Below are 23536 nucleotides of genomic sequence, written 5' to 3'. Positions count from 1 at the left end.
ACAGCTTAAGCCAAACCAAGATCTGTCACTAATTGACGAGTCGGTTCGGTGTTGTTCATGGTGTAAAAATGCAAACTTGGTGCACCACCTGCAATCAGGCGTTCGCACAGTTTAATAATCACTTCATGACCAAAGGCTTTGATTGAAGCTGTGTCATCACCATAGGTTGCTAATTGCTTACGAATCCAGCGTGGAATTTCTGCACCTGTACCATCTGCAAAGCGAATTAAATTGCTGGCATTGGTAATCGGCATAATGCCAGGCGCAACAGGAATATTCACACCTTGCTTTTGAATACGTTCTACAAAGTAAAAGTACGCATCTGGATTAAAAAAGAACTGGGTGATGGCAGCATTGGCACCAGCATTTACTTTGGTGACAAAGTTTTTAATGTCTTGATCAAAGTGGTCTGCTTGTGGATGCATTTCAGGATAAGCCGCAACTTCAATGTGAAAATGATCACCTGAATGTTCACGAATAAAACGCACCAAGTCAGACGCATACGGCAATTCGCCTAAACCAACTTGACCTGAAGGTAAATCACCACGCAAAGCCACAATGCGGTCAATGCCTTGTGCTTTATAAATATCAAGCAATTCAGCAATACGCGCTTTGTCATCACCAATACAAGACAGGTGCGGCGCTACAGGTGTGCCTTTGCCATTGAAGTCGCTAATGGTCGATAAAGTACGTTCACGAGTAGAACCACCTGCACCATAAGTGATAGAAAAAAACTCTGGATTTAAAAGTTGTAATTCTTGATGCACAACTTTGAGTTTTTCTGCACCTACATCGGTTTTAGATGGGAAAAATTCAAATGAAATAGGAACTTGTTTGGTCATAATTAAATCCTTGTTATAAATACTTATTTATATTTTTTCACCTCTCCTAAATCCTCTCTTGCGCTGGGTTTAAAAGCAGTGCTTTAAACTTGCTCAGGAGAGGACTTACCCTCGAATACATTCATTAAACAATGAATCATTCCCTCTCCCTATGAGAGAGGGTTAGGGAGAAGGATTAAAAACTTAGTATTTATAAGCATCCGATTTAAACGGACCTTCAACAGCTACACCTAAGTAGTCCGCTTGTACTTGAGTCAATTGTGTTAATACACCACCAAAACCAGCAACCATTGCAGCAGCAACTTCTTCGTCTAGTTTTTTCGGTAAGATTTCAACACGAATTGCCGCTTGTTTTTGATCGGCAGGAAGATCGGCAAATTTCTCTGCAAATAAGTGCATTTGTGCCAATACTTGGTTAGCAAATGAACCATCCATAATACGTGATGGGTGACCTGTTGCGTTACCCAAGTTCACTAAACGACCTTCAGAAAGCAAGATTAAATAATCGTTTTCGTTTTCTGAACGATACACTTGGTGTACTTGTGGCTTCACTTCAACCCACTTATAACCACGTAAGTAGTTGGTGTCGATTTCAGTATCGAAGTGACCAATGTTGCATACAACAGCGCCTGCTTTAAGTGTATCTAGCATTGCCGCATCACACACATGATAGTTACCTGTTGTAGTCACAATCAAGTCAGTATTTTCTAACAGCTCTAGGTTAACGTCTGCTTTATTGCCTGTTTGTACGCCATTTTTGTATGGAGATACAACTTCGTAACCATCCATACATGCTTGCATTGCACAAATTGGGTCAATTTCAGAAACACGAACAATCATGCCTTCTTGTCGTAAAGATTGTGCAGAACCTTTACCCACATCACCGTAACCAATCACCAATGCACGACGGCCAGACAATAGCATGTCTGTACCACGTTTAATTGCATCGTTGAGTGAGTGACGGCAACCGTATTTATTGTCGTTTTTAGATTTAGTCACAGAGTCGTTGACGTTAATTGCAGGCACTTTTAAAGAACCATCTTTCCACATTTCAATTAGACGTTGTACGCCCGTAGTGGTTTCTTCAGTAATGCCGTGAATGCGCTCTAATAATGCAGGATATTTTTCGTGAACAAGTGCAGTTAAGTCACCGCCATCGTCCAAAATCATGTTGGCATCCCATGGTGTGCCATTTACATTAATTTGTTGTTCGAGACACCATACATATTCTTCTTCAGTTTCGCCTTTCCAAGCAAAAACAGGCACACCTGAAGCAGCAATTGCTGCAGCAGCGTGGTCTTGAGTAGAGAAGATGTTACAAGAAGTCCAACGAACTTCTGCGCCCAATTCAACTAGCGTTTCAATTAAAACAGCAGTTTGAATGGTCATGTGGATACAGCCGAGAATTTTCGCGCCTGCAAGAGGTTTTGCAGCTGAGTAGCGCTTACGCAAACCCATAAGGGCTGGCATTTCTGCTTCTGCAAGTTTGATTTCTTTACGACCAAAATCAGCTAGTGTGATATCGGCAACTTTATAATCTGTAAATGAAGCATTAACCGCGTTCATCACGATCTCCTTATAAAAAACAATTGATCATTCAGTTCGCGGATGCCGTTTCTTGCATAGCAAACGCGTTGCTATGCTGGTCGAGCCTGGCGATTTTACATTTCGTGCCTGTAAAACGTCGCAGCATCCCTCGACTAGCGCGATATTGTACTTGGAAATTGATTCAGTTCCAATCATGTTTTGTTTATTATCACTACAAACATATTTTTGAGATTGAATGATGGCTTTAGAGCTTCCTCAAGAGTTGGCAAATTTAGAAGCCAACGGCGGGATTTACGCAGTGTGGATGTTGCTACGACACTTAGGAATTGATGCCGATATTCAACAATTGATTGAAGTGTGTGGTTATACGCCAGAGCAGGGCACAACCACAATTGGTTTGGCTGTTGGACTGAAAAAGTTTGGCTTTAATGTGCAGTTTTATACTGACCCTGACCCAGATATACAAGATGCAGAAAAGTTAAGTTATGCCGAAGCTAAACAGCTTAAATTGCCTGTATTGGCGGCAATCGGCTATCAGCAAATTCAGCACGCATTTGATGAAAATAAATTTATAATCGTCTATTACGACACTTTAGAAGGCGTGGGCAATCACTCATTGCTATATTCAATTGATGATGCAGAAATTTGTTTCTTTGACAGTTTTGAGCCGATGCCTGCGGCTGTGTTTGAACAACAGCGTCAGCAAGCGGGTATTTGCAGACAAGTAATAGTGGTCGAAGTTTAAGCATTATTAAAAGTCTAAGCTTGATTCAATGACGGTTCGAATTATGCAAAAATTATCTAGCCCATCAATTGATCGGCTAGAAAAATCAATTACTCCGCTGCATCGGCTTTTTGTGTCCAATATTCAGCTTTGTTTTCATCAGTATCTACACCCAAAGCATTTGCATAAATAAAAGCAAGGTCACGCATGGCTTGTACTTCGCCTAGTTCAGCAGCTTGCTGAACCAATGCGACAGAGCGAGCGACATCTTGCTCAACAACATCACCACGACGGTAATAGCCTGCCAACTCTAAAATAGCTGCAGGGTGTTGTGCATCACTGGCTTTTTTGAGCCAGACAAAAGCATCTTCAAAATGTTGTTTGGCATCTTCAGGGTCATCTTGCTGAATGTCTTTGGCATATACGGTATAGCCTTCACCAAGCCAATACATGGCTTCGATATGTCCATTTGCGGCTGCTTTGAGTGCCCATTGTTCAGCAAGTTCAATATCTTCATTAAAATCGCTTTGCATATACAGCACCGCCACTTCAAATTGGGCATCGGCTTGTCCTGCAATGGCGCGGTTCATTAGCGCAGGGGAGATTGAAACAGATTCTGACATAATGCTATCCAGCAAAATTACAACATAAGAATGTGCGATAGCCTAAAAGGTCTGCAGGGAAAAAGCCATCTTCGATGTGATTTTATTTTCTAAAACTAGGCTCTGTTGATTATTCAATTATGCAGACAATAACAAAAAATCACTTGAGCGATATTATCAACTTTCAATATGCTGAATCTTAAATAACGACATGATGAGAACAATAAGATGGCAAATTTTTTAACTGCTGAACAAGCAAAAGTTTATTCAGATCATGCCAAGCTAGATATTGAATTGTACAAGCAGCGTTTGGCGTCTTTAATTGAAGAGAATGCTAAGCAGGGCAATACTGCAGTTTTTAGCGTGCTGCCAAAACATTTACCTTTAGAAGATATTCGGAATTTATCGGCACAGCTGACTGATTTAGGTTATCAGGTGCGCTTTGAGTTAAATGAGTTCTTTTATAGCTTTAATGTGTATTGGATTTAAATTCAATCACATCGATATTTCACGGAATAGTTTCAGTGAAATGCCGAGGGTTTATATGTTTTGATTTAGATTGCGTTTAAGTATTTGCAGTGTGTTCTGCCAAAACTTCCAACGCTGCGCGAAAAGCTTCCTGAGTTGCAGGTGCGCCACAATAAGGCAAGCTGTGTAACAAGACTTCCTGAATTTCTTCGACACTTGCCTCGTTATTTAGTGCAACACGATGCGCACTTGGTCGTAAATAATCAAAAATATCCGTATCGACCTGCCAAAGTGAATCCATTAGGCATAAAAAAAGCCCCAAACATAAAGTCGGGGCTGTTTTAGCATTATCACAAATTTTGAAATAAGCGAGTGTTAAGCTTCAATGGTTTGTACGCTAATTTTTTTAGCAGGGTCAGCTTTACGACGTACTGTTGGTACAGGTTTGCCATAATATTGACGGTCTGCAAAATAACTTGAACGTACCATTGGTGCAGCCCAAATATTTTTAAAACCTAACTTTTGACCATGCGCTGTATAACGCTCAAATTCTTCAGGTGTTACAAAACGGTCAATTGGTGCATGCTCTTTAGATGGCTGTAAATATTGACCAATGGTCACATAATCTACATCGTGTGCTTTAAGATCATCTAACAGTGCAATGACTTCTTCTTCAGTTTCGCCAATACCCACCATCAAACCGCATTTGGTTGGAATATCTGGGCAATATTCTTTAAACATTTTCAGCAAGTTTAAAGAATGCTGATAGTCTGAACCCGGACGCATCGCTTTATATAAGCGTGGCACAGTTTCAATGTTGTGGTTAAAAACATCTGGCGGACATTCGGTCATAATGCGTAGTGCAATATCCATACGACCACGAAAGTCTGGCACCAAAATTTCCAACAACGTATTTGGGCTTAAAGAACGAGTTTCTTTAATACAATCGACAAAATGTTGTGCACCACCATCTAATAAGTCATCACGGTCTACAGAGGTGATCACGGCATATTTTAAGCCTAAGTTGGCAATGGTTTCTGCCATGTGGCGTGGTTCTTCAGGATCTAATGCATTTGGACGACCATGCGCAACATCACAGAACGGGCAGCGACGCGTACAAATATCACCCATGATCATAAAGGTTGCTGTACCGCCGCCAAAACATTCTGGCAGGTTTGGACAAGCAGCTTCTTCACAAACGGTGTGCAATTTTTGCTGACGCAAAGTGGTTTTAATGCGTTGAACTTCTTCTGGGGCCGTCATTTTGACCCGAATCCAGTCAGGCTTACGAGGCGTTTCAACCGTAGGAATAACTTTTACAGGAATACGTGCGACTTTTTCAGCACCACGAAGTTTGACACCCTGTTCTGGTTTACGGTTTGCAGACATATTCAACTTTTCCACTGTTTTTGAAAGGGGAGAGATATAGTGTAGGGTAGATTTTACGTGAAATAGAATCTGTTTAAACCGAATCTAAGTGCCAAAGTAAAATGTCACCTTAACTTCATCATAAGATGATTATTATAACGAAATTGTGCTTAAATTGGGTAAAAACGATATTCATATAAAAAATGTGGTTATCACGTAATATATGCACAGTAAATACAGAAAATTCAAAAGATTTACGTCATAATATAGCCCATTGAAAAGACAGATTTAAAGAAAAGGAGCGTTGAATGCCACGTAAAAAAGAGGTCGTTAGTGGAACTTTCGTGAAGTATGACGCGGTTGTTCTCGGTTCAGGCCCAGCGGGTGAAGGCGCGGCAATGAAACTTGCCAAATCAGGTAAGCGGGTTGCGATTGTAGATGTTCGTGAGCAGCTTGGCGGTAACTGTACTCATGTGGGCACCATTCCAAGTAAAGCATTGCGTCAGACAGTGTCGAATATTATCCGTTATCGCCGTGACCCGATGTTTAAAAAAATGGGTGATTGGCGTCAGTTCACCATGAAACAAGTGTTGCAAAGTGCACATAAAGTTATTCAGCAGCAAGTTGAAACGCACTCTCGCTTTTATGACCGTAACGAAATTGCGATTTATCATGGTCGTGCTTATATCCAAGATAAAAATACGGTCTTGGTATTTGGTGCCGATGGCATTAAAGAAACCATGAGGTGTCAGCAAATTGTGATTGCGACAGGTAGCCGTCCATATCGTCCAGAAATGTTAGATTTCAATCATCCGCGTGTATTTGATTCAGACAAAATTTTGGATTTAGATTTCTCAATTCAAAAAATCATTATTTATGGGGCGGGTGTGATTGGTTGCGAATATGCATCCATCTTCATTGGTTTAGATCATAAGGTTGATTTGATTAATACTCAGCATAAATTGCTCAGCTATTTGGATGATGAAATTTCAGATGCTTTGTCATATCACTTGCGTGCGCAAGGGGTGCTAATTCGTCACAACGAGCAAATTGATCATTTAGAAACTTTTGATGATCACGTGGTTTTATATTTGCAAAGTGGTAAGAAAATCAAAGCCGATGCGATTTTGTGGTGTAACGGACGTTCAGGGAATACCGATGGTTTAGGTTTAGAAAATGTAGAACTGAAACCAAACAGCCGTGGTCAATTAACAGTGAATGATCAATATCAAACCGAAGTAGAGAATATTTATGCTGCGGGTGATGTGATTGGCTGGCCTTCGTTGGCATCTGCTGCCTATGACCAAGGTCGTTGTGCGGGTGCAAATATGAGTGGCGAAGAAAATGTTGCACCTGTGACCGATATTCCAACAGGTATTTATACCATTCCTGAAATTTCTTCGATTGGTAAAACTGAGCAGGAATTGACGGAAGAAAAAATTCCTTATGAAGTTGGTCAGGCATCTTTCCGTCATTTGGCACGTGCGCAAATTACGGGTGATACTGTGGGCGAATTGAAGATTTTATTCCACCGTGACACTTTAGAAGTCTTGGGCGTGCATTGCTTTGGTAATAATGCGGCAGAGATTATCCACATTGGTCAGGCGGTGATGAACAGCCCGAACAATACCATTAAGTATTTTGTGGAAACTACATTCAACTATCCAACCATGGCGGAAGCGTATCGTGTCGCGACCTTAAATGGGATGAATCGTTTGTTTTAAGTGATTCTGCTAGAGCGCAAAAAAAAATTTAAAACACCCTATAAGATCATTCTTGTGGGGTGTTTTTTATTGATTTGCTGTAAGGAAATTTATGCACAGGAGAGGCGTTAATCTATGGAACAGAGAGCGTTAAATATCAATTATGACTGATGCTGCGCTGCGTTGTGCTTCGCCATGAAAGACAGCTTCAATATTGTTGCCATCAGGATCAAGCACATAAGCTGAATAATAATCAGGATGATAAGCACGTTCATCAGGTTTGCCATTGCATCTACCACCATGCGCCAATGCTGCAAGATAGAAAGCATTGACCATTTGACGATTTTTAGCTTGAAAGGCGAGATGATGACGCCCAGTGAGTGTACCTTGTGCGGCAGGGCTTTCTACTGACGAGATAAAGAGTTCATCTGCCCAAAAGTGATCATTGGTAGTTCCCATAACTGGAATATCTAGCACCGCTAATATGGCAGTATAAAATGCCCGACTTGCCTCAAGGTCATTCACCACAAGATGAATATGGTCAATCAATCTTCCACGATGCAATTGAATCTGCATAAGACGCTCCATGTCTAAAGCGGAGTTTTGAGTAGCAAAATCGACTTAATATTTTAGAAATCGCGTTTTAATGCGCACAAAACGCCTGATTAAAATATTCAAACAGTTGTGGCGTTTGCATCCATAAAAAAATCGACAAGCCAAAAAGGGCAGTGATTGCGAGTGTGAGCAATACTTTAAAATTCAATAAAGAATTAATCATGAATGACGTGCTCCTCATCTACCCAAAAATGTACCAAGACCGCAAACGCACTTAAAGCAATAGAAACAATCCAGATAACATTATAGTTACCTGTCAGGTCGTGATTTAAACCGCCAAGCCATCCACCAAAAAAAGAGCCGACTTGGTGTGTGAAAAACACAATGCCACTGAGCATGGTCAGGTATTTAATTCCAAACATATTTGCCACAATACCATTGGTTAAAGGCACTGTAGATAACCACAATAAGCCCATAATGATCCCGAATGCATAAATTGTCCAGATGCTTAAAGGCAGGATTAAAAAGACGATAATGGCAATACCGCGTAGTCCGTAAAGCCACATCAGCAAGTGCGGTTTCGAATAGCGACCGCCTAACCAACCTGCGGTATAGGTGCCTACAATATTAAATAAACCCACGAGTGCTAGAAAAACTGTGCCTGTGGTTGCATTAAAGCCATGATCAATTAAGTAGCTAGGGAGGTGAATCCCGATAAACACCACTTGAAAACCACAGACAAAAAAGCCCAAAGCTAAAAACCAAAAGGGTTTATGGTTTTTGGCAATCACCAAAACTTGTTTAAAGCCTAAAGCGGGTTGGCTGACTGAACTTGCATTAGGGTTTTGATACATGGGTGCTTTGAGCATCCATGCCAAAGGAACAATCAAGACAATTAAAATCGCACTGACAATTAATGCGCCCGACCAACCTACACTTTGTAATAACAATAAGGTCGATGGCAACATGATAAATTGCCCAAACGAGCCTGCAGCACTGGCAATACCCATTGCAAGGCTACGCTTTTCTGGAGGAGCAGCACGACCCACTGCAGAAAGTAGTACAGGGAATGAGGTCGCAGAAAGCGCCAATCCTAAAATTAAACCCACACTTAAATTTAGCAATAAGCCTGTTGAGCTGACGGCCATAAGTAATAAGCCGAGTGCATATAGTGCGCCACCGACTGCAACTACAATTTTACTGCCGTATTTGTCTGCAAAAGCACCTGTGATGGGTTGGACTGCACCCCAAATCAGGTTTTGCGTGGCAATGGCTAAACTAAAGACATTATGTCCCCAACCAAATTCATGGCTCATAGGCACCAAATACAAACCAAATGCATGCCGAACCCCAAGCGATAATGCCAAAATAATGGCACTTCCAATTAACATGTAAATCAGAGGTTTGGAAAATTGAGCATTCGACATAAGGCATCCAACAACAGCAAACAGACTGCTATGGTAGTCGATTCAGCTCAGGATCGCGATAAAATAAAATTCATCAAATGATAAAATTGAGTTATCAAGATTGAAGCGATTACTTTAATTAAAAAGTACAAAAAAAAATAAGACGACCGTAGCCGTCTTATTTTTAGTTAAAAGTGGGAAGAGTAAAATTATAGCTTAAAAGCGCATCCCAAAACCTGCGTATGCAATGATCGGATTCACTTCAATATCGGCTTTGGAGTGAATGAGTTCGCCGTGTTTAGCATCGGTCACAGTAATGGTGGTTTTGTTTTTAAGATGTGCATAAGATACAGAACCGACCGCAAACCATTTTTCATTAAAGTCATAGGTAAAGCCGACAGTGGCAACGGGTGCAAAGGCATCGGTGGCGTCTAATTCAACTTTAGGGTTGGCTGCACTTGGTGTGCCTTCTAAAGATGCGCCCGCTTTTCCTTCTTTAATATTTGCAATCATGTGACCTGCGGCGATTAGGTCTTGTTCAGTGCGTGGGTTAATTTCTAATTCATTAAAATAAGCGTACATTAAACCGACACCGACATAAGGACGGAATTTATTTACACCAGTTTTGCCAAAATGGTATTGAAACTCAAATGCAGGTGTTCATGCACGGGCAGATGCAGCAGGGCCATGTGCTTCTAAATCGGTAATGAAAATATCATTTTGTAATTCAAGCTCACCCAATGCACCACCTAATGGACGTGCAATTGCTGAAAAGGGTGCATAGATTTTACCTTTGCCTTGTAAATCAACTTTAGGGGGAATACCACCTTTGACTTCAAAGGAAATATTATCGGTAAAGAAATAGTTGCTGATGATACCCAGCGTGGTGACATCATCTGCTTCTAAACCTGTACCAGGATTATCCCATTGTTCCAAACCTGAAATTGTGGCTTGTCCACTCATGTTGGCAGGAACGGTAGGCAGCAAATTTAATGCCCCACTTAATAATACGGGTGGCTCAAAACCGTCGCGTAAATTATCTTTTACAGTTTGGGATTGAACCTCACCGACATCGGCTGTGTAGCCATTTTGAATAGCTGTATTGACTCGAAAAGGTTGTGCCTTGCCTTGCGGCATAACATGCAGTGCACCGACCGATACAGAAAAGCGTTTAAATCCATCACCATCTTGTAGACTAAAATACGGTGAGGCATAAGAAACAGCAGGTAAGGCCAACAGCGTGCTGGCAAATAATAAGGTCTTCTTCATATAAGGGACTCCATGTCCAATTTATTGCTCGTTTTTATAAGGGGCCATTATTTAATAGTTAGATAAAGCAAGACTGTTGTTTTTGAAGAAGATTGTTTTATTACATTTGTAACATTCTAAAAATAAGTTTGCTGCTCTGTGACTTGTTTATGACTTGTGTAGCTTGAAATAATGAATACATTTTTTAGGTATGAAACCTAAATCCTTATATAAGTTTTTGATTAATAAGTTTTAAGTAGGAATTTGGGGTGATAAAAAAGGCCACATAAATGTGACCTTTCTGACATTTTTTTTAGTTTTTACGCCAATGACAGCTTAAGACTGGAAACGCGACAGGTCTTCTTCAGGACGTGCAGTCAGGACTTCTAGACCGTCTTTAGTCACTAAAATAGTGTGTTCATATTGCGCTGAAAGTTTATGATCTTTGGTCACCACAGTCCATTTGTCACCCAGTAATTTGGTTTGCCAAACGCCTGCATTCACCATTGGCTCAATGGTAAAGGTCATGCCTTCTTCTAAAATCATGCCGGTATCTGGCTGGCCATAATGCAGCACTTGTGGTTCATCATGAAAGGTTGTTCCAATGCCGTGACCGCAATATTCGCGCACAACACTAAAGCGCTCAGATTCGACATATTTCTGGATGGCATGACCAATATCACCAATGGTCGCGCCCGGTTTTACAACTTGCATACCGCGGTACATGGCTTCCTGTGCTACTTTGCATAGACGGTTGGCAAGAATAGAAGTTTCACCGCCCACCACGTACATCATGTTGGTATCGCCGTGGTAGCCATCTTTAATGACCGTGACATCAATATTCAGGATATCACCTTTTTTCAATATCTTGTTTTCAGATGGAATACCGTGACAGACCACGTGGTTTACCGAAGTACAGATAGTATGCTGGAAGGCTGGACGACCCGGGGCAGCACCATAGCCTAGGCAGGCTGGAATGGCATGTTGTACATTGACAATATAATCGTGACAAATCGTATCAAGCTCAAGTGTAGTTACACCTGGTTTGATATGTGGCTTGATCATATCCAAAACTTCCGCTGCCAGTCGTCCCGCTACCCGCATTTTCTCAATTTCATCTTCGGTTTTAATTAATCGACGAGGCGCTTGATAAGTACTGTTCATGATCTCTAAAAACTTTTGGAAATTTATATGTGACTATGGTATAAATAGCCGCCCATTTTATCAAATGCTTTTTATGAATATGTTTCATGCGGCGTGGTAAAAGGGAAATTAAAAATCCGCACATATATCGTCACATTACTCTGGGTGCCCTTTGGGGTGGAGAATGCGGATATATGGAGGCCTAACCCAAACTTTAAGGTAAAGAAAATGGCAGATTACAACGTAAGCATGCGCGACCTTCTTCAAGCTGGCGCACACTTTGGTCACCAAACACGTTTCTGGAACCCAAAGATGCGTCAATACATCTTTGGTGCGCGTAACAAAATTCACATCWTCAACCTTGAGCACACTGTTCCTGCGTTAAATGATGCTTTGAACTTTGCAAACCAATTGGCTAGCAAAAAGAACAAAGTTTTGTTCGTTGGTACAAAACGTGCTGCTTCTGCAATCATCCGTGAACAAGCTCAACGTGCTGGTCAACCGTATGTAGATCACCGTTGGTTAGGTGGTATGTTGACGAACTGGAAAACACTTCGCCAATCTATCAGCCGTTTAAAAGATCTTCAAGTTCAGTCTACTGACGGTACTTTTGCTAAGCTTACTAAACGTGAAGCTTTAGAGCGTACCCGTGAGATGGAAAAACTTGAGCGCGCTTTAGGCGGTGTGAAAAACATGGGTGGTTTACCTGACGCATTATTCGTAATTGACGTTGATCACGAAGCGATTGCAATTAAAGAAGCTAAAAACTTAGGTATTCCTGTAATTGGTATCGTTGATACAAACTCTAACCCAGACAACGTAGACTACGTTATTCCGGGTAACGACGATGCGATCCGTGCAGTAACACTTTACGCTTCTTCAATGGCTGATGCGATCATTGCTGGTAAAGAATACGCTCAAACTCAAGCCAATGCTCAAGCAAAAGGCGAAGAAGCTCCTGCTTCTGAGGCTTAATGCGTTTTGACGTAAGCTTGTCATTTTTGCGACATGTGATGGTGGCAAAGTAAGCGTCATGTATGCAGACGGCCCAAGAGACACCCTCTGGGCCGTTTCTGTTAAAAAAAGAATTCATTTTCTACCGATTTTAGGAGATAAACATGACTGCAGTTACAGCAAGCATGGTTAAAGAATTGCGTGATCGTACTGGTCTAGCAATGATGGAATGTAAAAAAGCATTAACAGAAGCGGGCGGTGACATCGAATTAGCGATTGACAACCTTCGTAAATCTGGTCAAGCAAAAGCTGCTAAAAAAGCAGGTAACATTGCTGCTGATGGTGCAATCACAATCGTTCAAGAAGGCAACAAAGCGATTCTTTTAGAAGTAAACTGTCAAACTGACTTCGTTGCAAAAGACGAAAACTTTGCTGGTTTCTCTGCGAAAGTTGCTGCTGCTGCACTTGCTGCAAACGAAACTGATGCTGCTAAAATTGCTGAGCTTAAACTTGAAGATGGCGCAACTGTTGAAGAAACGCGTATTGCACTTGTTCAAAAAATTGGTGAAAACATTCAAGTTCGTCGTGCACAAATCGTTGAAGGCGAAAACCTTGCTGTGTACAAGCACGGTTTAAAAATCGGTGTTGTTGTTTCTTACACAGGTGATGATGCAACTGGTAAAGGTATTGCAATGCACGTTGCTGCATTTAACCCAGTTGCTGTTACTGCTGAACAAGTTCCTGCTGATCTTATCGCTAAAGAGAAAGAAATTGCAGAAGCGAAAGCAGTTGAATCTGGTAAGCCTGCAAACATCGTAGAGAAGATGGTCACTGGTTCAGTTGAAAAATACTTGAACGAAGTTGCGCTTGATCGTCAAATGTACGTAATTGACAACGAGAAGAAAGTTGCTGAAGTATTAAAAGCGACTGGTACTACTGTTGCTCAATTCGTTCGTTTCGAAGTGGGTGAAGGTATTGAGAAAAAAGCAGAAATGAGCTTTGCTGAAGAAGTTGCTGCTGCTCAAGCTGCTGCAAAATAATTTTTACTGAACGTAAAACATTTTGTAAGAAAAGCCCCAATTTATTTTGGGGCTTTTTTGTGAATATAGCTTTTTCGATCTGCAATTGAGGCATAAATATTGATATAAAACTATAAATATTATTTTAAATCAGTATTTTATAACTAACTAACTTCATCTTATAGTTTGGAATCAGAACAAGAAGGTTATATGGCAAATAAAAAGAATTTAGGCATAGGCGCAATTATTGTAGTGTTAATTGCTGCATTTTTTTGCATAGATTTACAACAGTTTCAGTCTGAAACATCAAACGCGCCAACTACAAGTACTACGCGCACATCGCAAACTGAAAAAGAACAGTCGAACCTACAGCGAGATAAGCTGCAAGGACAAGATGCTCAGGGTGTTCAGCTGATTGAACGTGCATTTGAGCGTAGCCAGAGTAATCTACAAGTTCATGCGAGTGGGCAGGTCATTGCAGTGTTGGCAGATGACAACGAAGGCTCACGGCATCAAAAATTTATTTTAAAACTGAATAATGGGCAAACTGTGTTGGTTGCACATAATATTGATCTTGCACCACGAATTACTAGCCTTGCCAAAGGCGATATCGTTGAGTTTTTTGGTGAATATGAATACTCAGATAAGGGTGGGGTGATTCACTGGACACATCATGATCCAGCAAATAGACACGTGGGTGGATGGTTAAAACATCAAGGAAGAACCTATCAATAAAGGTTCTTCCGATAATGAAAATAGGATATAGCGTTTAAACGCTCATAATGCTGTTTTTACGACGTGTTTTCCAAGAGGGTAGGATTTTACCTAAATAGGCATCCATGCACCAAATTGGGCCAATGAGAAGAAATTGGAGATCTTTGAAGAATGAAGGCTTTTTCCCTTCAATTTTGTGACCATAAAACTGTCCAATCCACGCCAAAACAAAAATTGCGATATAAAAACCCATACCCATAGGCAAAACATAGATCAGCCATGCCATTACCAGCATTAAAGCGGCCATTGCAACTGCAAGAATCAAATCTAAACGTGCATAAAAAATAAAACTGAGCACCAGAAGTAAAGTCGTCAGTAAAGCACTGAAATGAGCCAATATGCCGACAATTGAAAAAAAGATCGTAGGTACGCAAACCCAGTGAATTAATTTATTGGTTTTATTTTGATGGCTGTCGCTGTATTCATCGAGCCATTCACTTACTGTCTTCATGTGCTACTCCTGTAGACCGATCATCCGTTGTTATTGTTTAACTGTATAAAATATAACTGAGAACAAAGAGGTGGTCAAAACAGTAATTATATTTTCATCATGAAGTAGCCACAAAATTGGTGTAAATCATCTGAGTGCATAGATGCATAGGGTGGTTATAAATTTTACAGGCATTAAAAAAGCCACATTGCTGTGGCTTTTAAGTCAAATGCGAAATCGTGTAAGTGAATATTAAGAGTTTGGACCGTCAATACGCTCGATGCTTACTTTGGCAGTACCTGCATTAGTGATGCCCAATTGTTTTGCAGCGCCATAAGAAAGATCAAGTACACGGTTGCCATGGAACGGACCACGGTCATTTACTTTAACTACAACGCTTTTACCATTGTTTTTGTTGGTTACGCGAATATAGCAGTTTAGCGGCAAGCTACGGTGTGCAGCAGTCATTGCATTCATGTCGAATGTTTCACCGCTTGCAGTTTTACGACCGTGGAATTGGCGACCGTACCAAGATGCCATACCTGTTTGGCTAAATTTACGTACAGTGTTCGATGCCACTGCGTTTAACTTTTCAATCACTGAAGGCTCTTCAGCAGGAATTTCAATTTTCGCTGCAATCGTTTGACGACGGATTTGGTCACCTGAACGTTCGGTGATTGAAAGGCTATTTAAATTTGAGAAATGTGAATTAAAACTTTGTGTTTCTTTGTTGAGTACACGCGCAGCTAGGCTAGATGACTCATTATCATTGTTGAATGATGATTGCACCATTTCAGCTTGCGACTGACTTAGGGCAACAGCTGCAGAAAGTGCAAGTAAGTATTTAAGTGGACTGGGCATGGTTTGAACTCCTGAAGACAGAATTATTAACTTAATTTCGCTCTTAACTGATTGAAATAGTGGTAATCCTGTCTGTAATTTCACTTTTTCGACTACATTTGACGAAATGGATAATATTCATCCCTTACTAAAGGTGTCTAGTCTTTATACGAAAATAATGACAAAAAGTACCAAAAACCAACTCTAATTGATTAAAAAATAATCAATATTGTAACATAGTGTGTAAAAAGTTGGTTTTGTGATCAAATTGTTGGAAATATTTCTTGACTTTCGTGTTCTTCACTTAATTTTTTGCTTAGCGACTCGCAATTTCAGTGCCCAATAACCACAGTGCAGTCGCATACATACGGCTACGGTTATAAGTCGTAATCACCTGAAAATTTGGATAGGTTATATAGTAGATATGACCATAATTTTCTTGTAATTGAATGACATTGACCAAGTCAAGGTCATCTATTTGCACAATGGGATTCATTGGCATCACCCCTTGCGATTTTAAAACCCCATAAGGCGTTGGCAGGGTTAAATCTTTGGCAATGACGTTGTCAGGATTGTTACCTGTATATCGAGCAGCAAATGCAATGGGTTGATTACGCTGCCACCCATGTTGCGCCAAATAATTCGCAATAGAGCCAACGGCATCGACTGCCGAGTTACGTAGGTCAATATGTCCGTTCCCGTCATAATCGACCCCAAATTTTGGAATATTGCTAGGCATAAACTGCGGATAACCAACAGCGCCTGCATAAGAACCAACAATTGAAGAAGTTGGCACACCATCTTTATATGACCATGCGATCAGTGCCGCGAGTTCATCTTTAAAGTATTCTGCACGACGTTCATAACCAAAGCCTAAGGTGGCAAGGGCATCACGGGTTACAAAAGAGCCTTTATTGCTTCCAAAGCCTGTTTCTACACCTAAAATGCCTAAAATAATGGATTGCGGTACACCAAATTGCTGTTCAGCACGATTGAGGGTGTCTGCATATTGTTGTTTAAAGCGCACACCACGTTGAATAGTGCTTTCTGCAAGAAAATTGGTTTTATAGTCGTACCATGGCTTACTTTCGCCTGGGCGGTTCATGATATTGATGATATTCGGTAAGTTTTTAGAGCCTTCCATCGCCCAATCAACTTGTGCTGCACTTAAGCCATAGGTCTGCATGGTTTTTTGTTTAAAACTGGCATAAGACGGATGATTTTGGAAATCATTGGCCTGACAAAAACTGGTAATAGAAAATGCACCAATGAGTAAAGAAAGACGTTTTAATTTGTTATAAAAATCAAGATTGAACATGTTGGGGTAAATTCCAAATTGATGATTTACACAACTTATTTATATGCAGTAAATAAGTTGCTTTATATATGAAGAATAAGCCGCTATTGGGGCCAAACTGCGAAAGCGAAGCAAGCGACTAAGATAGCATTCATGCGTGACTGGCTTGCAAAAACTTATACAAAAATAGACAAAGAATGTGTAAAAAGCGCGCAGGATTTGTAACAAAATTCAATTTAGGTGCAAAAAGTTATTCTTTATTGTGTAAAAGTTGCAGCCATATCACAATCTTCAACTGCATATAAAATGCCTGATCGAAATCAGGCATTGGGTAGGTTGGTTACATCTTTTAGGAATGCTGCATCTTCAGTTTGTGCTGTGTAAGAAGCGTATAGCAAGTGCGATTCTCGCTATTTCGCACATAATATGCAAAAAAGGGCTTAAAACTGATCAGCAGCTCAACTTACTGATATTAATGATGGAATAATGTGTCGTGATATTCCGCTAAAACCAAGAGTTCCTCTTTGGTTAAATTTGGGATGATTTTATCCACCGCAATATGGACAGCTTTAATTACCGCTGCTGCGCCAATATCTGCTGCTTTACGCTTAATCATGCCCAAATCGAGGGTTTTGTTAAAGTCGCTCATAAAGTGGCGTACCGTCGCTTCTGCAAACTGTTTATATAGTTCGGTTAAAGCAGCTTTGTTCACTTCATTGCCTGCTTGAATTTCGGCATAGTTGTGTTTCAGGTTGGTCACTAAACTTGCATCGAGCGTTTCACCTACACGTGCATTGCCTGCTGCATCTTTAAAGCTACTGCGCTCAGAAAATTCAATCGATTGTTTCACGACATCATTTGGCGCTTTGCTTAATAATTGTTTTAGGAGTACTGCAACGGTAGATTTGACATAGCCCGCAAGTTTTTCGGCAGTGTCGCGTTTATCGCTGGCAGGAAAACGACGTACCAACTCGGTTAAAATGGCATCAATGATTTCTTCATTAATCATTAATGCGGTTTTGTCGCGCAGTGGGTACAGCGGCTCACTTGAATTTTTTTTCTGTTGTGCAGTTTCAATCGTATTTAATAATTCTGCAGATGGAATGAATCCAAAAAATGGCATTGTTCAACCTCAATGTTGTTATTGTCGCGCTAAACGAATAGGGCGAGGCATCCATGTTAAGTCCGATACACGGCAAGGGTTAATGTCTAAACCACCACGACGTGTATAGGTTGCATATACCATCAGTTTTTCTGGTGCGAATTTTTGCCAGATGTCTGCAAACATCTGTTCCACACATTGTTCATGGAAACCATTATGCTGACGATAAGAAATAATATAAGCCAAAATACTGCGATAACAAGGTTTTTTGCCTTGATAACGGATAAAAACCGTGCCCCAGTCAGGTTGTCCTGTGACAGGACAATTGCTGCGTAATAAATGTGAGAAAAGTTGTACCTCTATATCTTCCGCTTGTTCTAAATCGAATTGCAATAAACTTGGGTCAGGATGCTGCTCTAAACGCTCAGGCGTGAGCTGATCAATACAAATACCTTCAGGTTGGCTAATTGCCAAATCATCAACCTTAAATAAAGTTAGCGTAACAGGTGCTTGTGCTGCAGCCGTTAAATCATGCTCAACAGTTTCAATGAAATTGGCTTCAGACTGAAAGCGAGTAAAGTTCATACTATTAAAGTAGAGCTTTAATGATTTTGATTCGATCAGGTTAGGTGATGAAGCAGGTAGCGCAATCCGACCAATCGCAACCTGTGGAACACCTGCGGCATTCAACCACGAAATTTCAAAAACGTGCCACCAGTCTTGCCCGAGTTGGATTCCCTCAACATCTGCATATTTTTCACGTGCAGCAGCACGTGAAATAGGGAATAAAATATCGGGTTGATATTCTGTAGGATAATTGGTGTCTTTACCAAGGAGAGATTGTTCAACACTCATTATTCACGCATTCCTGAACCACGAGAAAGTAAATGATAGGCAATACCATAAAGCACTGCGCAGCATAGTGTAATCACAGATAATGAAATCGTCACGTTGACATCACTATGTCCTAAAATGCCGTAACGGAAAGCATTAACCATATACACCACAGGGTTAATTAAAGAGAGATTTTGCCAAAAAGGGCTTAAGGCACTAATGGCATAGAATACACCACCTAAATAAGTCAGTGGAGTCAGTACAAAAGTCGGTATAATGGAAATATCATCAAACGATTTTGCATAAACAGCATTAATAAAGCCACCTAATGAGAATAAAAAGGACGTAATTAATACTGTGTAAATGGTGACAAACCAATTGGTAATATAAAGGTCAGTAAAGAATAAACTCATGGTGGTGACAATAATGCCGACCAATACACCACGGATAACACCACCCAAAACATAGCCCCATAAAATGGCATGTAACGGTACAGGACTCATAATCAGTTCTTCAATGCTTTTCTGGAATTTTGCACTAAAAAAACTGGAAGATACGTTAGCATAACTGTTAGTGATGACCGCCATCATAATTAAGCCAGGCACAATAAATTGCATATAGCTAAAGCCGCCCATTTCACCAATACGCGAACCGACCAAATTACCAAAAATCACAAAGTACAAACTCATGGTGATGGCTGGCGGAAGCAAGGTTTGGGGCCATATGCGCATAAAACGACGAACTTCTTTATGCACTAAGGTATAGAGTGCAATCCGTAGTTGAGTAAAATTCATTGCGCAGCTCCATCTAAATTTTTTTCGACCATTTTGACAAACAACTCTTCTAGACGGTTGGACTTATTACGCATACTGCGCACGCGAATGCCTTGTGCTTCTAAGAGTTGGAATAAATCATTTAGGGTATGAGCTTTATCCATAGTGACTTCTAGGGTCACTGCATCAATTAAGTTGAAACGTACACCAATAATATCTAAATGAATGGGTTGAATCGGTTCAGCTAAATCGAAAATAAAAGATTCTTCACTTAACTGGTTTAAGAAGTTTTTCATGGAAGTGTCTTCTTTAATCACTCCACGATCAATAATCGCGATACGACGACACAACATTTCGGCTTCTTCTAAATAGTGGGTAGTGAGAATGATTGAGGTGCCTTTATCATTCATCTCTGTTAAAAAATCCCACATTGAACGACGCAGCTCAATATCTACACCTGCAGTGGGTTCATCCAAAATAAGCAGTTTCGGTTCGTGCATCATGGCACGTGCAATCATTAAACGACGTTTCATACCGCCAGACAGCATTCGCGCTTGAGTGGCACGCTTAACCCACAAGCCTAGTTTTTCTAAATATTCTTCGGCACGTTGTTCGGCAACTTTTTTTGAAATACCGTAATATCCTGCTTGTGTGACCAAAATATCAAAGGTCTTTTCAAACTGACCAAAGTTAAATTCTTGCGGTACTACCCCTAAACATTGCTTGGCATGGGATGGTTGGGTATCTAGATTATGCCCAAAAATTTCGACAGTACCTGCCGTTTTTTTGGTGAGAGAACTGATGATGCTAATGGTTGTAGATTTACCTGCACCATTAGGTCCAAGTAGGGCATAAAACTCACCTTCAGGAACGGTCAAATTAATTCCTTTGAGTGCTTGGAAACCATTTCGATAGGTCTTTGACACGTCTCTTAACGTCAATGCATCAGTCATGAAATTCTCACTTGAGGAATAGAGCTACTATTGTGAGCGATCCGTATCAATAAACCAAGTAAGTTACATGGAATTCTTTGTTCCAAGTTTGGAACATTGTTTAAAGCATAAGCATAAAAATACGTAACATACATATAGTTGCTTTACCTTCAGCAATTTTTTGTTATGATGTGCAGCGCGCGCTCATAGCTCAACTGGATAGAGTACAGGTCTCCGAAGCCTGTGGCGTGGGTTCGAGTCCCGCTGAGCGCACCATATTAATATGTTAAATATCTGATTTTAAAGAACAATATAAGTAAAAATTATGTCTTGTGTACTCATTTGTGTACTCATAATTAATTTCACCACTTTGTAAGCTAATATTTCAAGATTCCCGAAATTTTTTTCTATTATGTTGATATTTCTACAATTGCACTGATTTTATATAAAAATTGGTTTAAGTCTTCTATTAATAAGAATTGAAATAAGGATGATGCAAAGATTATGTACAGCTACTCCAACAAATAAAGAATTTGATAAAGCTCAAGAACTGTTTTTTAAGATGGGTTATGAGTGGAATGGCTTTGAAATGGAAATTGAAGGCAGCCAGGAATTAATAGAACATAGTGGTGCTACATTGCCCATATTTTGATTAATTTTTTAGAAAGACAGGAACATATTCTTTTGCGTATTCAGGGTAGTCTTTGCAGATAATTTTCTTACTGATTTCTATTGATCTGTTCGGACTATCTAATTGATCTAGAAAATTACTCATCTTTTCATCAGCAGCCTTAAATTATTCAATCATTTTTGAATCATGATGCGCCGTAGATGATGCCTCTAATATTCAGGTTCCTTTTGGAACCGTTAAGAGTGATAGTGAAAAGTAAGCTGGTCAGGAGGATTTTTTGTATGGTCAAAGTTTTATTGTTATTAGATTTTAAACTATAAGCGGTAATAGGCAAAAGAAAACCCACCGCTGGGGTGGGTTGATTTTCACTAGATACTTTATTTTTTTACTTCAGTAATACTGATCGGCTTGTCTTTTTCAAACTCGACAATACCTTCACCGCCTTTGAAGTGAATAGAAACACCATCATCATTCGCTAAGCGAACTCCACTACCAGAAACAGCGCGTTTAAGATGATAAACTTCACCCGATCCATCAATCATTTGTGCAGTTTCAAATAGGTCAGATGATTTTAGGTAAAGTTTTAAATCATTAGGGCCTACAAAACTGATAACTTGTGTGTTTTCAGGGGCATTGCGTATCACGTTTTCGCGCGTTACTTCTTTATTTGGAGTCGAAGTACAGCCAGTGATCGCTAGAGCTATAAGAGTTGCACCTAACACGTATTTCATTTTATTTTCCTTTTTGTCTTCTAAACATTAGAGTAAATATAATAAATGGTATAAAACTACGTTTAAATCCACTGTTACAGAGTTATTACACAAAAAGAACCCATCGATAGGCATTGATGAGTTTGTTTTGCGCTACTTCGTTATAACAGGTGAGGATTGCGATTGACCTTAATTAGACAGTAGTAACTAGATATGGCACGAGCTTTACTTTACTGATTGCAGTCAATCACATACTTTTCTTTGTAGTAGTCCACGGCTCTATCGAGTGCCTGACTTAATTCTTCATCGGTATATTCTGGTGAAAGTTGCTTTAAAGCAGGGACGTACTGCTTGTAATAGATATCAGGCCAGTCTTTGCAAAGGAACTGTTTGCGTACTTTTTGTGAAGTATCTGGATTTTCCAATAAATCGAAATAGCCGTTAATTTTTTCATCCGATTCTTGATCCTAGACAGTATCGTGGACAACAAATCCCTCTAAATTCTTAAAATATTTCTGTTCAAAGGCTTCTGGGCTTAACCAGCCGTTTGCGGAATGCCTTCTGACCCGATTGTAATAAATCTCAATATAGTCAAACAAGACAGTATTCGCTTCTTTTCGAGTGGCAAACACACTGCCATGGACCACATGACCTTTCAATGTATGAAAGAAGCTTTCGGTCACTGCATTATCCCAACATGAGCAGTATACTGCGCAAGACTGTGTGACATACTTTGAACGCAGTTATTCGTCAATAATAGCGTCCTAAAATCACGACTACAGTACTGTGAGCCTTGGTCCGAATGCACCATGACACCCATTGGATACCCCTGACGAGCCATTGCATAATGAAACGCATCACACACAAATACAGCCAACCTTGCTTAGTACGGATATAGGTAATATCCGTTGTCCAGATCTTATTGGGTTCATTGACCGTAAATTGACGATCCAACAAGTTGGGTGCTGTAGGCAAACGATGGTTTGAATCAGTCGTATGCTTGTATTTACGTGCAATCCTGCTACGTAAACCAAGCTTTTTTAGCATCCTTCCAATAGTACGTTCGCTCATGTTGTAATCTAATTCATGCATGTCATGTACTAATGAAGGTGCCCCCAATCGTGCATGATGCTGCCAATATACGGCTTTTAAGTCATTATATTTCTGTGCTGGATTGGCTTGACGTTTTTGCCAGGCATAATAGCCTGAAGTGCTGACACCTAGGTATTTAGAGGCAGAAGATACGGTGACTTCATTCATATCTAGATCTTGAATTACCGTGTACTTTTCTTGGCATGATCTGTTAGAAAGTACACATGCGCTTTTTTTAAGATGTCATTGGCTTCCTTGAGCTGTTTGACTTCTTTCTCTAATTCCAAGATCCGCTGTTGTTCTGGTGAAAGTTGACGTTTGCTTGAACCCACTGGATTGGCTTCACGAATCCATTTGTCTAAGGTTGAATAACCCACACCTAATTTCTGGGCGATTGCAGCTATAGCTTCGTGGGAGTTTGAAAGTGCATAATCAATCGCTTGCTGTTTAAATTCGGGACTAAAACGTTTAGCCATTTCTTGAATCTCCAAAGATTAAAGTTACGTTATCTTTAGAGGGACGTGCTGTCCATTATTTTGGC

Annotated in this window: 24 protein-coding genes, 1 tRNA gene and 3 pseudogenes; 8 read left to right on the top strand and 20 right to left on the bottom strand. The window is 40.2% G+C overall.

All coding sequences use genetic code 11. The annotated features are described in order from the left end of the window. Positions 1-5: 5 nt before the first annotated feature. Together metF and ahcY are read right to left on the bottom strand one after the other, a co-directional pair. Positions 6-842 carry a methylenetetrahydrofolate reductase [NAD(P)H] gene (gene metF / locus BJN41_RS01145; RefSeq protein ID WP_004972760.1) on the bottom strand — a complete coding sequence of 279 codons (837 nt, stop codon included), beginning with the start codon at positions 840-842 and terminating at the stop codon, positions 6-8. A gap of 183 nt (positions 843-1025) precedes the next feature. After that, the gene (ahcY, locus tag BJN41_RS01140; protein ID WP_004972762.1) at positions 1026-2408 is read right to left on the bottom strand and encodes an adenosylhomocysteinase; all 1383 of its coding nucleotides are present in this window, start codon (positions 2406-2408) and stop codon (positions 1026-1028) included. A 220-nt stretch (positions 2409-2628) separates the two neighbouring features. Between ahcY and BJN41_RS01135 the strand changes: the two genes are divergently transcribed. Beyond that, complete coding sequence (locus tag BJN41_RS01135) at positions 2629-3135, top strand: cysteine peptidase family C39 domain-containing protein (protein WP_070152691.1); 507 nt, start codon at positions 2629-2631, stop codon at positions 3133-3135. An 89-nt stretch (positions 3136-3224) separates the two neighbouring features. On the opposite strand, the gene BJN41_RS01130 is transcribed toward BJN41_RS01135, so the two are convergent. Further along, entirely contained in the window at positions 3225-3737 is a 513-nt protein-coding gene (locus tag BJN41_RS01130; RefSeq protein ID WP_026438039.1) for a tetratricopeptide repeat protein, read from the bottom strand. 207 nt (positions 3738-3944) lie between these two features. Between BJN41_RS01130 and BJN41_RS01125 the strand changes: the two genes are divergently transcribed. Then, positions 3945-4205: a hypothetical protein gene (locus BJN41_RS01125; RefSeq protein WP_019836558.1), complete on the top strand. Its 261-nt coding sequence runs from the start codon at positions 3945-3947 to the stop codon at positions 4203-4205. Between the two features lie 76 nt (positions 4206-4281). On the opposite strand, the pseudogene BJN41_RS15235 reads toward BJN41_RS01125, so the two are convergent. Together BJN41_RS15235 and lipA are read right to left on the bottom strand one after the other, a co-directional pair. Further along, positions 4282-4425 (bottom strand): annotated as a pseudogene (locus tag BJN41_RS15235) (carboxymuconolactone decarboxylase family protein); the annotation flags it as partial. 134 nt (positions 4426-4559) lie between these two features. Next, positions 4560-5573, bottom strand: a complete 1014-nt coding sequence (lipA, locus tag BJN41_RS01115) for a lipoyl synthase (RefSeq protein ID WP_070152380.1) — start codon at positions 5571-5573, stop codon at positions 4560-4562. A gap of 287 nt (positions 5574-5860) precedes the next feature. Between lipA and sthA the strand changes: the two genes are divergently transcribed. Then, positions 5861-7276, top strand: coding sequence for a Si-specific NAD(P)(+) transhydrogenase (gene sthA / locus BJN41_RS01110; RefSeq protein ID WP_019836561.1), 1416 nt, complete (start codon positions 5861-5863; stop codon positions 7274-7276). A 129-nt stretch (positions 7277-7405) separates the two neighbouring features. Here the strand turns inward: sthA and BJN41_RS01105 are convergent, their stop codons facing one another. The 5 genes and pseudogenes from BJN41_RS01105 to map all read right to left on the bottom strand — a co-directional run bounded on the left by BJN41_RS01105 (position 7406) and on the right by map (position 11628). After that, the gene (locus BJN41_RS01105) at positions 7406-7831 is read right to left on the bottom strand and encodes a VOC family protein (protein ID WP_019836562.1); all 426 of its coding nucleotides are present in this window, start codon (positions 7829-7831) and stop codon (positions 7406-7408) included. 67 nt (positions 7832-7898) lie between these two features. Beyond that, positions 7899-8033: a hypothetical protein gene (locus BJN41_RS15930; RefSeq protein ID WP_019836563.1), complete on the bottom strand. Its 135-nt coding sequence runs from the start codon at positions 8031-8033 to the stop codon at positions 7899-7901. Then, positions 8026-9237, bottom strand: coding sequence for an MFS transporter (locus BJN41_RS01100; RefSeq protein ID WP_019836564.1), 1212 nt, complete (start codon positions 9235-9237; stop codon positions 8026-8028). Before BJN41_RS01100 ends, BJN41_RS15930 begins: the two co-directional genes overlap by 8 nt. Positions 9238-9432: 195 nt before the next feature. Continuing rightward, positions 9433-10485 (bottom strand): annotated as a pseudogene (locus BJN41_RS01095) (OmpW/AlkL family protein). 315 nt (positions 10486-10800) lie between these two features. After that, on the bottom strand, positions 10801-11628 hold the full coding sequence (gene map, locus BJN41_RS01090) for a type I methionyl aminopeptidase (protein ID WP_019836566.1): 828 nt from the start codon (positions 11626-11628) through the stop codon (positions 10801-10803). A gap of 207 nt (positions 11629-11835) precedes the next feature. Between map and rpsB the strand changes: the two genes are divergently transcribed. The 3 genes from rpsB to BJN41_RS01075 all read left to right on the top strand — a co-directional run bounded on the left by rpsB (position 11836) and on the right by BJN41_RS01075 (position 14315). Beyond that, the gene (gene rpsB / locus BJN41_RS01085; protein ID WP_070152377.1) at positions 11836-12582 is read left to right on the top strand and encodes a 30S ribosomal protein S2; all 747 of its coding nucleotides are present in this window, start codon (positions 11836-11838) and stop codon (positions 12580-12582) included. A gap of 143 nt (positions 12583-12725) precedes the next feature. Continuing rightward, the gene (tsf, locus tag BJN41_RS01080) at positions 12726-13601 is read left to right on the top strand and encodes a translation elongation factor Ts (protein ID WP_019836568.1); all 876 of its coding nucleotides are present in this window, start codon (positions 12726-12728) and stop codon (positions 13599-13601) included. A gap of 189 nt (positions 13602-13790) precedes the next feature. Then, complete coding sequence (locus BJN41_RS01075) at positions 13791-14315, top strand: DUF3465 domain-containing protein (RefSeq protein WP_070152688.1); 525 nt, start codon at positions 13791-13793, stop codon at positions 14313-14315. Positions 14316-14349: 34 nt separating this feature from the next. On the opposite strand, the gene BJN41_RS01070 is transcribed toward BJN41_RS01075, so the two are convergent. The 7 genes from BJN41_RS01070 to BJN41_RS01040 form a co-directional block, all read right to left on the bottom strand. After that, the gene (locus tag BJN41_RS01070) at positions 14350-14805 is read right to left on the bottom strand and encodes a DUF962 domain-containing protein (RefSeq protein WP_019836570.1); all 456 of its coding nucleotides are present in this window, start codon (positions 14803-14805) and stop codon (positions 14350-14352) included. A 231-nt stretch (positions 14806-15036) separates the two neighbouring features. After that, complete coding sequence (locus tag BJN41_RS01065) at positions 15037-15645, bottom strand: septal ring lytic transglycosylase RlpA family protein (protein WP_019836571.1); 609 nt, start codon at positions 15643-15645, stop codon at positions 15037-15039. 295 nt (positions 15646-15940) lie between these two features. Further along, on the bottom strand, positions 15941-16942 hold the full coding sequence (gene mltB, locus BJN41_RS01060) for a lytic murein transglycosylase B (protein ID WP_019836572.1): 1002 nt from the start codon (positions 16940-16942) through the stop codon (positions 15941-15943). 451 nt (positions 16943-17393) lie between these two features. Continuing rightward, on the bottom strand, positions 17394-18044 hold the full coding sequence (locus BJN41_RS01055; RefSeq protein WP_070152374.1) for a hypothetical protein: 651 nt from the start codon (positions 18042-18044) through the stop codon (positions 17394-17396). 18 nt (positions 18045-18062) lie between these two features. Next, positions 18063-18878, bottom strand: coding sequence for an NADPH-dependent 7-cyano-7-deazaguanine reductase QueF (gene queF / locus BJN41_RS01050; protein ID WP_070152371.1), 816 nt, complete (start codon positions 18876-18878; stop codon positions 18063-18065). Further along, on the bottom strand, positions 18878-19651 hold the full coding sequence (locus BJN41_RS01045; RefSeq protein WP_070152368.1) for an ABC transporter permease: 774 nt from the start codon (positions 19649-19651) through the stop codon (positions 18878-18880). Before BJN41_RS01045 ends, queF begins: the two co-directional genes overlap by 1 nt. Next, positions 19648-20583 (bottom strand): ABC transporter ATP-binding protein, encoded by a 936-nt coding sequence (locus BJN41_RS01040; protein WP_070152365.1) that lies wholly within the window; start codon positions 20581-20583, stop codon positions 19648-19650. The genes BJN41_RS01045 and BJN41_RS01040 overlap by 4 nt, the downstream gene beginning before the upstream one ends. Before the next feature lie 179 nt (positions 20584-20762). On the opposite strand from BJN41_RS01040, the gene BJN41_RS01035 reads away from it, so the two are divergent. Both BJN41_RS01035 and BJN41_RS15520 read left to right on the top strand, forming a co-directional pair. Beyond that, a tRNA-Arg gene (locus BJN41_RS01035) sits at positions 20763-20838 on the top strand. A 214-nt stretch (positions 20839-21052) separates the two neighbouring features. Next, on the top strand, positions 21053-21214 hold the full coding sequence (locus BJN41_RS15520; RefSeq protein WP_158006182.1) for a hypothetical protein: 162 nt from the start codon (positions 21053-21055) through the stop codon (positions 21212-21214). Between the two features lie 356 nt (positions 21215-21570). On the opposite strand, the gene BJN41_RS01030 is transcribed toward BJN41_RS15520, so the two are convergent. From BJN41_RS01030 to BJN41_RS14525, 3 genes and pseudogenes are all read right to left on the bottom strand, one after another. After that, positions 21571-21924 (bottom strand): hypothetical protein, encoded by a 354-nt coding sequence (locus tag BJN41_RS01030; RefSeq protein ID WP_070152361.1) that lies wholly within the window; start codon positions 21922-21924, stop codon positions 21571-21573. A gap of 209 nt (positions 21925-22133) precedes the next feature. Further along, a complete protein-coding gene (locus BJN41_RS15780; RefSeq protein WP_019836642.1) occupies positions 22134-22328 on the bottom strand; it encodes a hypothetical protein in 195 nt (64 codons plus the stop codon). A 42-nt stretch (positions 22329-22370) separates the two neighbouring features. Beyond that, positions 22371-23471: pseudogene (locus BJN41_RS14525) on the bottom strand (IS3 family transposase). Between the last annotated feature and the right edge of the window lie 65 nt (positions 23472-23536).

The organism is Acinetobacter towneri (assembly GCF_001758345.1).
In the GTDB taxonomy this organism is placed as follows: domain Bacteria; phylum Pseudomonadota; class Gammaproteobacteria; order Pseudomonadales; family Moraxellaceae; genus Acinetobacter; species Acinetobacter towneri_A.
The sequence above is the reverse complement of the archived record's forward strand: the minus strand, read 5'-3'. Positions and strand labels throughout refer to the sequence as shown.

Bases quoted from the DNA above. Each gene is read 5' to 3' on its own strand.
- metF (WP_004972760.1), bottom strand. From the start codon at position 842: ATGACCAAACAAGTTCCTATTTCATTTGAATTTTTCCCATCTAAAACC.
- ahcY (WP_004972762.1), bottom strand. From the start codon at position 2,408: ATGAACGCGGTTAATGCTTCATTTACAGATTATAAAGTTGCCGATATC.
- BJN41_RS01135 (WP_070152691.1), top strand. From the start codon at position 2,629: ATGGCTTTAGAGCTTCCTCAAGAGTTGGCAAATTTAGAAGCCAACGGC.
- BJN41_RS01130 (WP_026438039.1), bottom strand. From the start codon at position 3,737: ATGTCAGAATCTGTTTCAATCTCCCCTGCGCTAATGAACCGCGCCATT.
- BJN41_RS01125 (WP_019836558.1), top strand. From the start codon at position 3,945: ATGGCAAATTTTTTAACTGCTGAACAAGCAAAAGTTTATTCAGATCAT.
- lipA (WP_070152380.1), bottom strand. From the start codon at position 5,573: ATGTCTGCAAACCGTAAACCAGAACAGGGTGTCAAACTTCGTGGTGCT.
- sthA (WP_019836561.1), top strand. From the start codon at position 5,861: ATGCCACGTAAAAAAGAGGTCGTTAGTGGAACTTTCGTGAAGTATGAC.
- BJN41_RS01105 (WP_019836562.1), bottom strand. From the start codon at position 7,831: ATGCAGATTCAATTGCATCGTGGAAGATTGATTGACCATATTCATCTT.
- BJN41_RS15930 (WP_019836563.1), bottom strand. From the start codon at position 8,033: ATGATTAATTCTTTATTGAATTTTAAAGTATTGCTCACACTCGCAATC.
- BJN41_RS01100 (WP_019836564.1), bottom strand. From the start codon at position 9,237: ATGTCGAATGCTCAATTTTCCAAACCTCTGATTTACATGTTAATTGGA.
- map (WP_019836566.1), bottom strand. From the start codon at position 11,628: ATGAACAGTACTTATCAAGCGCCTCGTCGATTAATTAAAACCGAAGAT.
- tsf (WP_019836568.1), top strand. From the start codon at position 12,726: ATGACTGCAGTTACAGCAAGCATGGTTAAAGAATTGCGTGATCGTACT.
- BJN41_RS01075 (WP_070152688.1), top strand. From the start codon at position 13,791: ATGGCAAATAAAAAGAATTTAGGCATAGGCGCAATTATTGTAGTGTTA.
- BJN41_RS01070 (WP_019836570.1), bottom strand. From the start codon at position 14,805: ATGAAGACAGTAAGTGAATGGCTCGATGAATACAGCGACAGCCATCAA.
- BJN41_RS01065 (WP_019836571.1), bottom strand. From the start codon at position 15,645: ATGCCCAGTCCACTTAAATACTTACTTGCACTTTCTGCAGCTGTTGCC.
- mltB (WP_019836572.1), bottom strand. From the start codon at position 16,942: ATGTTCAATCTTGATTTTTATAACAAATTAAAACGTCTTTCTTTACTC.
- BJN41_RS01055 (WP_070152374.1), bottom strand. From the start codon at position 18,044: ATGCCATTTTTTGGATTCATTCCATCTGCAGAATTATTAAATACGATT.
- queF (WP_070152371.1), bottom strand. From the start codon at position 18,878: ATGAGTGTTGAACAATCTCTCCTTGGTAAAGACACCAATTATCCTACA.
- BJN41_RS01045 (WP_070152368.1), bottom strand. From the start codon at position 19,651: ATGAATTTTACTCAACTACGGATTGCACTCTATACCTTAGTGCATAAA.
- BJN41_RS01040 (WP_070152365.1), bottom strand. From the start codon at position 20,583: ATGACTGATGCATTGACGTTAAGAGACGTGTCAAAGACCTATCGAAAT.
- BJN41_RS15520 (WP_158006182.1), top strand. From the start codon at position 21,053: ATGATGCAAAGATTATGTACAGCTACTCCAACAAATAAAGAATTTGAT.
- BJN41_RS01030 (WP_070152361.1), bottom strand. From the start codon at position 21,924: ATGAAATACGTGTTAGGTGCAACTCTTATAGCTCTAGCGATCACTGGC.